The sequence below is a fragment of the Paenibacillus flagellatus genome, from assembly GCF_003217775.1.
Taxonomy (GTDB): domain Bacteria; phylum Bacillota; class Bacilli; order Paenibacillales; family NBRC-103111; genus Paenibacillus_AB; species Paenibacillus_AB flagellatus.
In genome coordinates, this window is sequence record NZ_QJVJ01000007.1 from 233,289 (window position 1) to 246,509 (window position 13,221).

Annotated in this window: 6 protein-coding genes; all 6 read left to right on the forward strand. The window is 64.4% G+C overall.

The features are described 5' to 3' along the window. The first annotated feature begins 21 nt into the window (after positions 1-21). The 6 genes from DLM86_RS16845 (at position 22) to DLM86_RS16870 (ending at position 13,218) form a co-directional block, all read left to right on the forward strand. Complete coding sequence (locus DLM86_RS16845) at positions 22-1,839, forward strand: cache domain-containing sensor histidine kinase (protein WP_245954667.1); 1,818 nt, start codon at positions 22-24, stop codon at positions 1,837-1,839. Beyond that, positions 1,826-2,605, forward strand: coding sequence for a response regulator (locus DLM86_RS16850; RefSeq protein ID WP_342773092.1), 780 nt, complete (start codon positions 1,826-1,828; stop codon positions 2,603-2,605). Before DLM86_RS16845 ends, DLM86_RS16850 begins: the two co-directional genes overlap by 14 nt. 19 nt (positions 2,606-2,624) lie before the next feature. Further along, entirely contained in the window at positions 2,625-3,935 is a 1,311-nt protein-coding gene (locus DLM86_RS16855) for an ABC transporter substrate-binding protein (protein WP_110841215.1), read from the forward strand. Between the two features lie 250 nt (positions 3,936-4,185). Beyond that, the gene (locus DLM86_RS16860; protein WP_146250230.1) at positions 4,186-8,619 is read left to right on the forward strand and encodes a LamG-like jellyroll fold domain-containing protein; all 4,434 of its coding nucleotides are present in this window, start codon (positions 4,186-4,188) and stop codon (positions 8,617-8,619) included. A 126-nt stretch (positions 8,620-8,745) separates the two neighbouring features. Next, positions 8,746-10,071, forward strand: a complete 1,326-nt coding sequence (locus DLM86_RS16865) for an ABC transporter substrate-binding protein (RefSeq protein WP_158289515.1) — start codon at positions 8,746-8,748, stop codon at positions 10,069-10,071. Between the two features lie 51 nt (positions 10,072-10,122). Then, positions 10,123-13,218 (forward strand): family 20 glycosylhydrolase, encoded by a 3,096-nt coding sequence (locus DLM86_RS16870; RefSeq protein WP_110841218.1) that lies wholly within the window; start codon positions 10,123-10,125, stop codon positions 13,216-13,218. Positions 13,219-13,221: the final 3 nt, after the last annotated feature.

The following is a 13,221-nucleotide window of genomic DNA, read 5'->3' on the forward strand; positions in this document are numbered from 1 at the left end:
CTGGAGAGTGGGTGGCCGCCGATGGGGCCGATACCGAAGCCGGGCTTCGCCCTTTTCGCGAATATGAGCCTGAGGACGAAGATCGTCTCGATTTTCATCTTGTTGATAACGCTTCCATTCGCGATTCAGAGCTACGTCGCGTACCACGACTTTTCTTCGGTCGTGAAGCGGAAGACGGCCGATTACACGCTGCGGATCGCCGATCAGATCAACAAGCATTTGGACACGACGTTTACGGAAATGCAGCGGCTGTCGCTTATGCCGCTGTACGACCAGGAAGTCGTCGCGGTTTTGAAAAAGCACGGCGAAGCCCGGCCGGACTCGCTTCCGTCCGTACGAAACATGGAGAAAATGTCGTCGTACATTCACGGCATCCTGTTCAACCGGCCGGAGCTGAAGTCGATCCAGATCATGACGAACGACGGCTACGCCTTCACGAACATGGACCCTTCGCTCGTCAAGCTGCCCGACCGGTTCCGCGAGGAAAGCTGGTACCGGAAGACGGCGGCGGCGGACGGGGCGGGCGTCCTGATCGCCAGGCACACGCCGTCCTATATGCCGGACGGCGGGGGAGAAGACGTCGTCTCGTTCGCCCGGCTGCTGCGCGAGCCGTATACGAACCGGGCGCTCGGCATCATCAAGATGGATTTGAAGCTGTCGCTGTTCGATCGGATTTTATCGAATTGGGACGTGGAGGAGTACGGCACGATCGTCGTCGTGAACGGGGACAACGAGCCGTTTTTCGAGAAGCGGATCGACCCCGGCGTTCCGCTGCCGCCGTTGCCGGACTTCGGCGCGGAGGCGGCGAGCCGGCGGCTGGATATCGGCTCGGACCGCTACTACGCCTTCGCGGACCGCTCGTCCGCGACCGGGCTGCGGGTCATCAGCGTCGTCCCCGTCGATACGATTTTGAAAGAGTCGAAGCGGATGCGCGCGTTCATAACGGGGATCGGCTTGTTTTGCCTCGCCGCGGCTTGCGGGCTGGCGATGTTTTTTTCGTACCGGCTGAGCAAGCCGTTGATCGAGCTGCGGCGCAAAATGTTCCGCGTTCAGCTGGGCAATTTCCGCGAAAGCTTGCCGGCGGAAAGCAAGGACGAGATCGGGCAGCTGAACGCGAGCTTCAACCGGATGGTCGAGGAGATCAACCGTCTCGTCAACGAAGTGTACGTCATCGGCTTGCGGGAGAAGGAGGCGGAGCTCGCCGCCCTGCTCAGCCGGATCAACCCGCATTTCATCTACAATACGCTGGAATCGATCAACATGATGGCGGTCCGCCGCGGCAACGAAGACGTGTCCGACATGGTGACCGCCCTCGGGACGCTGCTCCGCCACTCGATCGACAAGTACGACCGGATGATTCCGCTCGACCGCGAGCTCGAATCGATCCGCTCCTACGTCCGGATTCAGCAGATGCGGTACGGCGACCGGCTGCGCGTCGTCTACGATATCGACGACCGTCTCGGCAACGTCGCCGTTCCGAAGCTGCTGCTGCAGCCGCTCGTCGAAAACGCGATCTATCACGGCATCGGGGACGGCAGCGGGACGATCTGGATCGCGGTCGCCCGGTTCGAACGGGAGCTGCTGCTGATCGTCCGGGACGACGGATGCGGGATGGACGAAGCGGCGATCGAACGGCTGAAGCGCTCCATGTCGAGGCCCCCGACGTTCGAGAGCGGCGAAGGCGGGGGGATGGCTTTGGCCAACATTTATCAGCGAATCCGTCTGCTGTACGGCGACGGGGCCGACCTGGACATCGACGGAAGCCCCGGCGCGGGGGCTTCGTTTACGATTACGCTGCCGATCGGGGAAGGAGAGGAGCGGGACGATGGCGATGTATAAAGTGCTGCTCGTGGAGGACGAGGAAGTGATCCGGCAAGGGTTCCGGCATTGGATCCCGCAGGTGACGAGCGAATTCGCGATCGGATGGGAGGCGTCCCACGGCAAGGAGGCGCTGGCGATTTTGAAAACCGATATGCCGGACGCGGTCATTACCGACATCCGGATGAGGGAGATGGACGGACTTGCGCTTTGCGCCAAAATCCGCGAGCGGTACCCGGACCTGCCGATCGTCATCGTCAGCGGCCACAGCGATTTCGCCTACGCCCACGGCGCCCTGCGGCTCGGCGTCGCCGACTATTTGATCAAGCCGATTCGGCGGACGGCGCTCATTCAGGCGCTGGAGAGGGTGAAGGCGCTCATTCGCAAAACGTCGGGCGTCCGGGAGGAGCCGCCCGCGGGCGACGTTCCCGAGCGGCCTCCGGCGGAGAGCCACCAGCTGATCCGCAAGGTGAAGGCGCACATCCAAGCGCATCCCGACGGCGATTTGCGTCTGCAGACGCTGGCGGATATCGTCCACTTGAATCCGGCTTACTTGAGCCAGCTGTTCAAAGCGGTGACGCAATCGAACCTTTCCGACTACATTACGGAGGCGCGCCTCGAGCGGGCGAAGCATCTGCTCGCGACGACGGGGCTGAAAGTATTCGACGTCGCGCGTCTGTCCGGCTACCAAAGTCCGAAGCATTTCATGCTCGTCTTCAAGCAGGCGACCGGCGTGACGCCGAGCGATTACCGGGCGCGGCAGGCGGCCGGGACGGAGCCGGGATGAACGGGGAAGGAGGCCCGGCATGGGCAAACGATCGATCGTCGTCTCGCTTGCGGCAGCGGCGGCGGCCGCCGCGGTTTGTATCGCTCTCGCGCTCCCGCCCGGCGGGGAGCGGGACTGGGCCGGGGACGGGGCGCCCCCCGAGCCGGTCAAGCTGGTCTTCATGACTTGGGGAAACCCGTCGCATCTCGATATGTACGAACGGCTGCTCGACCGGTTCGCCGAGCTCCGGCCGGATATCGCGATCGAGCTCGAGTCGGTTCCGTATCCCGAATACCAGCAAAAGCTGTCGGTGCTCGCCGCCGGCCGGGAGCTGCCCGACATCGCCTGGGCGGCCGACCGGATGATTCCCCAGTTCAGGGCGAACCACATTTTGGCGGACGTGTCGGAGACGGCGCGGGACGCGGGATTCGATCCCGGCGACTTCATTCCGTCCACGCTGGACATGTTTCGCGGCGAAGACGGGATGCTGTACGGGCTGCCCTTCTCCACGCCTCCGAGCGTCATGTTTTACAACGCGGATTTGTTCGAGCGGGCCGGGCTGACGCCGCCGGATACGCTGCACGCGCAAGGACGGTGGACGTGGGAACGGTTCCGGGAATCGGCCAGGGCGATTGCCGCTTTAAGCTCGGGCGGAGAACGCGTGTACGGGGCGAACTTTTTCCGCGATTGGAAGACGTGGATTCAGCTGGGATCTTACGCTTGGTCCCATGGCAGCGGTCCCTTCAATGCGCGGATGACGGCGTTTGCGTGGGACGACGATGCCGGCGTGGCCACGATGCGGATGCTGGAGGAGATGATGTTCGACGAGCGATCGCATCCGAAGGTGGGCGAGCAGGCCGGCTTCGAGGGAGGCGGCGTCGGCATGTTCTTCGATGTGTACAGCTACGTGTCGGTGGCGCGGACGATCCGCGATTTCCGCTGGAACATCGCCCCGCTGCCTTCCGGACCGAAAGGGGCCGTCCCGATGCTCGGCCAGGCGGGCTACGTCGTGTTCGAAGGAAGCAAGCACCCCGAGGAGGCGAAGGCGCTGCTCCGGTTTTTGGCGAGCCGGGAAGGGATCGAGGCGACGTCGGTCTACTTCGTGCCGCCGCGCGCGTCGGTGCTGAACGCGGACGCTTTTTTGCGCCAGCCGGGCGCGCCCGCCAACGTGAAGCAGGCGGTTATCGATCAGATGGCGTCGGCCCGGTTCCAGCCCGGGCACGTGAACTGGCAGGCGATCGACACGGCGGTCATGAGCGGATTGGACCGGCTGTGGGCCCGCGAGCTGACGCCGGAACAGACGGTGCGGTGGGTGCGGGAGCAGATCGAGCCGCTGCTGCGCGAGCCGTAGCGGGTGAGGCGAACGGCTGCGTGCAATGGGTTTTCGGATACGGGGGGCGGACGGTACCGGCGCGCCGGGAACAGCCGGCAGAGAGGCGCCGACGTCCGCACTTCTGCAAAGATCGTACCAAATCTAAACGCGGCGGGATATGGAGGAAGAGAGGGGGGACTTATAATAGAAAGTGGAAGCGCTTCCACGTAAATTGGCTGCCCGATTTCGCAAACGGAGCGCTTACTCCATTCGAAAGGCGGGATATGACGTGTGGAAACGAACGATGGCGCTCGCGCTGCTCGGAGCCGCGCTTGCCGGATGGGCGGCCGCTGCGCCGGCAAGGGCGGATGCGCCGGGCGGGGAACCGGTAGCGGTGACGGCGCCGGCTTACCCGGCCATCGCGCTGGCGCGGGCGTCCGCGGAGGCGTCCGCGCCAGGCCACGAGGCGGAACTGGCGATCGACGGCGACCCGGGCACGTATTGGGATGCAAGTCTCGGGACGGGCAACGGCGTATGGTGGAAGGCGGAGATGGACCGCGTCCACGATGTCGACCGGGTCGTCGTGCGGACGTACGCCGACGGGACCCGGTATTACCGGTACCGCGTGGAGACCAGTTTGGACGGTACGACGTGGACGACGGCGGCGGAAAAAACGGACGACGCGATCGCGACCTCGTCGGGAACGGTTCATCCGATCGGAAGGGCGGCCCGGTACGTGAAAGTGACGATGACGTTCAACTCGGCCAACAACAGCGTGCACCTCGCCGAGTTCGCGGCATACGGCTCGCCGTCGGACGAGCTGACGAGCGGCAAACGAGCGTGGGCCGACGACAGCGAAGCCGGTCACGGGGCGGAGCTGGCGATCGACGCGGACGCGACGAACGCCAGCTACTGGAGCGCCTACGTCAACCGCCAAGCGGCGACGCAGGCGGAGGACGGCGAGTATTGGTACGTCGATTTGGCGGGCGATTACCGGATCGACGCGGTAAGCGTACGCCAATACGTCGACGGCAGCCGCTCCTACACGTATTCGGTGCAAGCGAGCCGGGACGGCTTGCACTGGCACCCGGTAGCGGCGAAGACGGATTTCCGCGCCGCGACGGATGTCGGCGACTGGTACGCCGCCGGCGGCGTCCAAGCCCGCTACCTGCGGATGCACATGACCGGCAACACGGCGAACGACGCCGTCCACCTGTCCGACTTCGAGGCGTACGGCGGGCCGGTCCGGCCGTATGCCGAGGCGGTCCGGTGGAGCATGGAGGACGACGGCGCGCGGATGCGCGACGGCGCCGGCGATGCGGACGGCGTGCCGATCGACGCCGTCGTCGCGGACGGCTTCCGCGGGCGGGCGCTTCAATTCGACGGCGTCCGGTCGCGGCTCGCGATCGATCGGCCCGACCTGCCGGGCCCTTGGACCGCCGCGTTCTGGGTATACCGGCAGGACAGCCCGAACGCGGCCGCGATTCTAATGGAATCCGCCGCGGCCAGCCTGCGTCTCGAGCAGGAAGGCGGCGCGAACAAGGCGGGCTTCACCCTGTACGGCACGGCGGATTATACGTTCGACTACACGGTGCCGCTGCAGACGTGGACCCACCTCGCCTATGTGAGCGACGGCGCCGGCATGAAGCTGTATGCCGACGGGACGCTCGTCGGCTCCGTTCCGAACGCGGCCGTTCCGCTTCCGATGCGTTCGCTCGGCGCGGCCTTTCATTCGATGAAAGGACGGCTGGACGAGGTCCGCCTGTTCGACCGCGCGCTGACGGACGCGCAAATCGCCGAGCTGGTCGACCGCGACGCGCTCCGGGTCGAGGCGCAGCCGGACGAGCCGTCGTACGCCGCCGGCGAGCGGGTGACGATGTCGCTGCGGCTGTCCAACGGCTCCGCCAAGCCGATCACCGCCATGAAAGTGACGGCGCGCATCGTCGATCCCGATCTGCCGCAGCCCTTGGCCGACGTCGAGCTGGCGTCCGGCGTCACGGTCGCGCCCGGGCAGTCCGTCGAGCTGCCGGAGCGGCTTCTCCGGCAGCTCGGGACGAGCGAGCCGGACCAAGCGTATGCCGTCCGGTTGTTCGTTCATCGTCCGGGCGGCGCGGTCGACGAGTTCGACGGCGGGTTTTTCCGGGTGGGCGGCACCGGCGCGCTTCATACGTACGAAATCGAACGGTTCACGCACGGCGGCGTCCCCGTTTATGCGCTGGACGGCGGCATGAGCGCCGAGTATACGGTGGAGAAGGCGCTGGAAAACTTGTCCGCTGGCACGTCGCATTCGTGGTACGTATCGGGGCCGGGGCAAGGGCCGAATCCGGTTCGGGCCGAGCCGTCGTTTCTGAAGCAGTCGGTCGAGCGGACGACGTCGTATTACGATCAATGGCTCGGGGCGAACACGCCGTTCGATACGGTCATCGTCTCCACCGGCGTCGCTTCGGTCCCTTACTTGTCGCGCGCCATGAAGGCGCCGGTGCTGCCGCTTCACTATTTGGCATCGGTAGACGGCGTGTTCGAGGTGGAGACGATGCTGAAGCAGGCGCGAAAGGACGGGATGCGCGCCTATGCGACGATCGGTCATGACGGCTCGGTTCCGGACGCGGGCGTGGCGTGGATCAAGCTGCTGTCCGTCCCGCAGGCGTACATCGATTTCCTCGTCCGCCACCAAGTACGGCATGTCGTCTTCGTCGGCAGCGAGGGGCTTCTCGGCGAAACGACGGCGAAGCGGATCGTATCCGCGGCGGCCGCCGCCTCCGAGTCGATGGAGCCTGCGGACGGCGACATGTACGTCATTTATCCGAACAAGGGCTCGTCCGCCGATTTGGCGGAGCTTCGGACGAAGCTGCCCGATCTCGGCCGGTATTCGCTCGAAGGCAAGTACCGCAAAGCGTCCGACTGGGAAAGCGGAATCGTCCGTCCGCAAATCGCCGCCTTCGTCGACGGCATCCGCAGCGGGACGCCGATTGCCGCCATGACGGGCTTGTTCGACCAGGTCGGCAACCTGTACGAAGCGGCGAGCCGGATCATGCTCGATTTTTACAAGAAAAACGAAGCGGTGCTGACGGCCGGAAACCCCGGCAGCTTGCCGGTTCGCGGCATTGTGCTCAACCCGTATTTGATCGCGCACCCGTTCTACGAATCGCGCATCGGCTACGTTCCTTACTTGTTTTGGCAAGGGAACGATCCGGCCTCGGTCGCGAACGATTTCGTCGCCGTCAATTTGAAGCGGACGATCCTGTCGCGCTTTCCGAACGCGGCGGTCGAGCAGCTTCCGGTCTGGATCGACGCGACGAACAACTTCGGCGGCTACCGGGCCGAAGCGCTGCGGGACGCGCTGCTCGCCGCGGGCTTCGCGAACGTCGAAACGTACGATCGTACCGCCGACGAGGTGTGGGCGGACGACGGCAAGACGGCGCCGGTCGAGCGGATCGCGCAGCAGCTGGCGGCGGCCGCTCCCGGCGAGCTGCAGGCGTGGGACGACCAGCTGGCCCCGCTTACGCCGGACGACATCGCCAAGTACGGCGAGAGCCTGATCGAGCCCGGGCCGAACGAACGGATCGGGCTGCTGGCGAGCTGGCGGTTCGACGAGCCCGCGGCGACCGCGGGAGCGGGTACGGATCGCTCCGCTGCAGCCGACGGTTCGGGGAACGGGCGCGATGCGACGATTCGCGGCGCCGTGCGAACGAGCGCCGGCAAGTCGGGAGGCGCGCTCCGGTTCGACGGCGACGACGACGTCGTCTATACCGGCTTGCCGGATTCGGCCGCGACGTGGTGGACCGCCGCCCTGTGGGTGAAGCGCGAAGACAATCCGAACAGCAGCTCGGTGCTATTTAACTCCGGCGAGGCGAGCGTCCGGCTGGAGCAGGCCAGCTTCTCGAACCGGGTCGGCCTGACGGATTACGCCGCCTCCGCGGATTATACGTTCGATTACGAGGCGCCGGTCGGACAATGGACCCATTTGGCATTCGTCGGGACGCCGGCCGGCACGACGCTCTACGTGAACGGCCAGCCGCGCGACACGATCGCCGCGGCGATTCCGCTGCCCGCGGATACGATCGGCCATTCGTTCAATTCGCTGAAAGGGACCGTAGACGAGATCAAGCTGTTCGGCAAGGCGCTGCCGCCCGAGGCGATTCAATCGCTGTACGAAGGGCTGTTCCTTCAGCTCGATTTCGAGCAGACCGTAGGGAACGCGGTGTACGACGCGTCAGGCCTGTCCCATAGCGGCATGCTGTCGGGCGTCTCGTTGGCCGCGGCGGGCAAGCACGGCAACGGCGCCGTCTTCGACGGGCTCGATTCGCATATCCGGCTCGACCGGGCGAACGTGCACGGCCCCTGGACGGCGGCGATGTGGGTGAAGCGGGCGGATAGCCCGCACCGGAGCGCGAAGCTGCTCGTCTCTCCGTCGACGAGCCTCGCCCTGGAGCAGGAAGGCTATACGAACCGGCTCGGCTTCACCCGCTACGGCGTGGCCGACTACACATTCACGTACGAAGCGCCCGTCGGAGTATGGACGCACGTGGCGTTCGTATCGGACGGCTCGTCCGTCTCCCTGTACGCGAACGGCGTCCTGCAGCAGTCGATCGCATCGGATATTCCGCTGCCGCTGCAGTACGTCGGCAACACGTATTATCCGCTGGAAGGGACGATCGACGACCTGCACGTGTACGAACGGGCGCTCGGCGCATCGGAGATCGCCGCCCTGGCCGTCCCTTGACAGCGTTTTCGAAAACTAGAAATTCCGTACCTTTTCTGCAAACCAAGTGATTTTTTCGAGATGTCCCCCCTTTATATAATGCGGATGTACGAACGAAATCCAAACGAAAAGGGGAACGGACGAACGATGAAACACGGTTGGAAAACGATCGCCCTGGCGGCCGTCCTGCTGCCGGTGCTGGCCGCCTGCTCGTCTTCGACGGGAAGCGCGCCCGCCGGCGGGCAGCAGGCGCCCAAGACGGCGGAGCCGAACGAACCGGCGAAGCCGGCGGAGGACGTCAAGCTGACGTTCAGCATCTGGGGGAACGACGACCACAAGAAGACGATCGAGGAAATCGCCGCCAAGTACAAAACGATTCGGCCGAACGTGACGGTCGAGGTGATGACGATTCCGTTCAACGATTACCAGCAGAAGCTGTCGATCATGATGTCGTCCCGAACCGCCCCGGATATCGGGTGGCTGTCGGATACGATGATTCCGCAGTTTTTGCAGTCCGGCCAGCTCGCCGACGTGTCGTCGATCCGGTCGGATCCGGCGTACGCCTTCGACGATATGTTCCCGTCCACGCTCGCGCCGCTAACCAAGGACGGCAAGCTGTACGGCGTTCCGTTCTCGACGCCGCCCTCTATGATCTTTTACAACAAGACGCTGTTCGATCAGAAAGGGTTGAAAACGCCGGCGGAGCTGTACAAGGAAGGCCGTTGGACGTACGACGAGATGCTCAAGGCGGCGAAGGCGATTTCCGATCCGGCGAAAGGCGTGTACGGCGTCAAGCTCGTCCGCGAGTGGAAAAGCTGGTCCAGCACGCTGTATTCGCTCGTGAAGGCGTACGGCGGCGACGTGCTCAGCAAAGACGGGACGAAGTTTCTGCTGAACTCGCCGGAGGGCGAGAAGGCGGTCCAGCTGTACTACGACATGATGTTCAGGGACGGCGTCCATCCGAAGCCGGGGGACCAGACGACGTTCGAAAGCGGCAAGCTCGGCATGTTCCGCGACGTGTACAGCAGCGTGACGAAGGCGCGCGCGATCAAAGATTTCGAGTGGGACATCGCGCCGATGCCCAAAGGACCGAACGGCGCGGGCGCCTGGGTCGGGTTCGCCGGCTACGCCGTTTTCCAGGGCGGCAAGCACCCGAAGGAAGCGACCGAGTTTTTGAAATTCGTCTCGAGCAAGGAGTCCATGGCGGCGACGAGCAAATATTTCGTGCCTTCGCGGAAAAGCGCGCTCGAATCGGACGCGTTCCAAAACGCGGGCGACCGACCGACGAAGGAAGGCATCCGCATCGCCGTCCTCGAGCAGATGAATGCGGCGGAAGGGCTGCCCTTGCACAAAAACTGGCAGCAAATCGACACGAAGGTGCAAACCCATCTCGACTACTTGTACACCCAAAGCGCTTCGGTGAAAGAGGTGCTGCAAAAAATGGAGCAGGACGTGACGCCATTGCTGAAGTAGATTTGCGATTACGGGCCCCTGCGGGGGCCCAATCCGAAGGAGCGATTCGTTATGAGGAAAATCGATTGGACGTTGCGCCCGGCGTTGTTGGTCAAGGGAGCGCTGCTGTCGCTGCTTCTGTTCGCCGCCTTCGCCGTCACCGCGGCGGCGCAAAAGCCGAACGTCATTCCCAATCTGCAAAGCTGGACCGACGCGGCCGGCGGCGGCGTCTTCGTCTTGAACGGGTCGTCGCGGATCGTCTCGCTCGATCCGACGCTCGACGAAACGGCCGCCCTGCTCCGGGACGAGCTTCGCGAGCTGAACCGGCTGCAGCTCGCCGTCGTCGCCGGCGGGACGCCGCAGGCGGGCGACATCGTGCTGGGGCTTGCCGCAGGCGGCGCCGCGATCGGACCGGAGGGCTACACGCTTACGATCGGCACCACCGTTGACATCAGGGGAGACGACGTGCGCGGCGTGTTTTACGGGACGCGGACCGTGCTGCAGACGCTGAAGCAGGACGGCGAGCAGCGCGCCGCGCTGCCGAAGGGGACCGCCACCGACGTGCCCGCCTACAAGGAACGGGCGCTCATGCTCGATACGGCGCGCAAATTTTTCACCCTCGACTTTCTGAAGGAATACGTGAAGCAGATGGCGTGGCTGAAGCTGAACGTGCTGCACCTTCATTTCACGGACGACCAGGGCTTCCGGCTCGAGAGCAGCGTCCCGGGGCTGACGTCGCCGCAGCATTATACGAAAAACGAAATGATCGAGCTCGTCGCGTTCGCAAAAAAGTACCAAATCACGATTATCCCCGAGATCGATTTTCCCGCCCATACGAAGGCGATCACGAACGTCCGCACCGATCTTCGCCACAGCTGTCCGAACTTGCGCGATACCGGGGACCTCGACTTGACGAACCCGAACACGGTGCCGTTCGTGAAGGCGCTGATCGACGAATATTTGCCCATCTTCGACGCGGATTCGTTCCATATCGGCGCGGACGAATATACGTATTTCACGAAATCGCGGCAATACCAGCTCGACTCGCTGCAGGCTTGCCCCGAAATCATGACCGAGGCGGCCGCGCGCGGGTATTCCGATCCGGGCGACCTGTACCGCGAGTTCATTAACGAGATCAACGATTACATCAAGTCCAAAGGGAAGAAGACGCGCATCTGGGAATGGTTCGACTACGTCGGAAGCATGCCGGTCGACAACGATATCATCTACGACGCGTGGCTCGGCGAGAACGGCATCCAATCGAAGTCGGACGCCGGATTCGACCTGATCAATTCCAGCTATCATTACTTGTACATCATCCCGGGACGCAGCGTGCCCGACAAGAAGCATTTGTACGAAACGTGGGAGCCGTGGATCTGGAGCTCCGCCGCCGACGGCCGGCTGACGAATCCGAACGACCCGCACCTGCTCGGGGCGAAGCTGCACGTCTGGTGCGACGGGCTGTACACCCCGTTCGTACCGGAATCGGCCATCGACAAAGAAATATCGACGACGCTCAAAGTGTTCGCCGAGCGCATCTGGGGCAGTCCGAAGCGGGCGTCGTACGCCGCGTTCCTCTCCGATGCGGACCGGATCGGCAACGTGCCGGGCTACGGCTTCGGCCTGATCGGCGACTACAAGCTGGGCGACGCCGCATCCGGCAAAGCGGCCGACGCCTCGGGCTTCGGCCGCAACGGGACGATCTACGGGCCGGTCGCGGCAGCCGGGCGGTCGGGTACGGGCACGGGCGCCTTGAGCTTCCAAGGGGGAAGCGACCGCATCCATATCGGCCAGCCCGACGTCGAAGGCGAATGGACGGCGTCGTTCTGGGTGAACCGACAGGCGAGCGGCGCCGTCGCGGCGAAGCTGCTCGATTCCCCGGTCTCGAGCCTGCGGCTCGAGCAGGTGAACGCGGGCGGCAAAGTCGGCGTCACGAAGTACGGCACGGGCGACTATGCGTTCAACTATACGGCACCGGTCGGCCAATGGGTGCACCTGACGTTCGTCGGAAGCGGGGCGGGTACGTCGCTGTACGTGAACGGCACGCTGCAGGACACGATCGGCCAGAGCGTGCCGATGCCGATGACGACGATCGGCGCCTCGCAGCGCTCGTTCAAAGGAACGCTCGACGAAGCGAAGCTGTTCGACCGGGCGCTCGACGCTACGGCGGTCCGGTCGCTGTACGAAGGGCTCGTGCTGCACTACAGCTTGGAGGAGACGGACCCGGTGGCGGTTCTCGACGGCTCCGGCTTGAGTAACGATGCCGGCTTCAAGGGACCGGTGCGGGCCGGAGGCAAGGTCGGCCAAGGACTCGAATTCGGCGGCGGCGACGATTTCGTCTACACGTCGATGCCGGACATCGCGGACGAATGGACGGCGGCCGTGTGGGTGAGACGGGTCGGCAGTAGCCAAAGCGCGGAAGTGCTCATGAGCTCCCCGGAGGCGAGCCTGCGCGTCAAGCAAATTTTGTCCGGCAAAGTCGGCTTTACCCGCAACGGAATCAACGACTATTCGTTCCAATACGCGCTCCCGGCGGACGGCAACTGGAAGCATCTGACGTTCGTGGGCAACGCGCAGGGGACGTCCCTTTACGTGGACGGTACGTTCAGCGAAACGCATCCGGTCCGCATCAAGCTGCCGCTGCAGGCGGTCGGCAAGACGACGAGCTCGTTCAAAGGAACGGTCGACGAGCTTCGCGTCTACGACCGGGCGCTCGGCGCGGCGGAAATCGCGCAGCTGTACGCATCGTATCCGATCAATTTGGCCGCGGGCAAAACGGTGACGGCGGCTACCTACGAGGCCGGACACGGACCGGAGCTGGCCGTCGATGCGGATGCGTCGAACGCGAGCTACTGGGACGCGGCGCTCGAAGATCAGCCCGGCCGGTGGCTGACCGTCGACCTCGGCAGCTTGAGCGCGATCGAAGGCGTCAAAATCCGCCAGTTCGTCGACGGCACCCGGTATTATCATTACACGATCGAGGGCAGCGCGGACGGCGTCAGCTGGACGCCGATCGCCGCCAAGACGACCGACGAGCCCGCGACGGACGCGGGCGACTATTACGCGGCCGCTTTGCAGGCCCGGTACGTCAGGGTGACCGTCACGTTCAACTCGGCCAACAACAGCGTCCACGTGTCCGATCTTCAAGTATACGGCAGAGGGGTGTAACGA

Coding starts and splice junctions, on each gene's coding strand:
- DLM86_RS16870 (WP_110841218.1), top strand. CDS start 10,123: ATGAGGAAAATCGATTGGACGTTGCGCCCGGCGTTGTTGGTCAAGGGA.
- DLM86_RS16865 (WP_158289515.1), top strand. CDS start 8,746: ATGAAACACGGTTGGAAAACGATCGCCCTGGCGGCCGTCCTGCTGCCG.
- DLM86_RS16855 (WP_110841215.1), top strand. CDS start 2,625: ATGGGCAAACGATCGATCGTCGTCTCGCTTGCGGCAGCGGCGGCGGCC.
- DLM86_RS16845 (WP_245954667.1), top strand. CDS start 22: ATGGGGCCGATACCGAAGCCGGGCTTCGCCCTTTTCGCGAATATGAGC.
- DLM86_RS16850 (WP_342773092.1), top strand. CDS start 1,826: ATGGCGATGTATAAAGTGCTGCTCGTGGAGGACGAGGAAGTGATCCGG.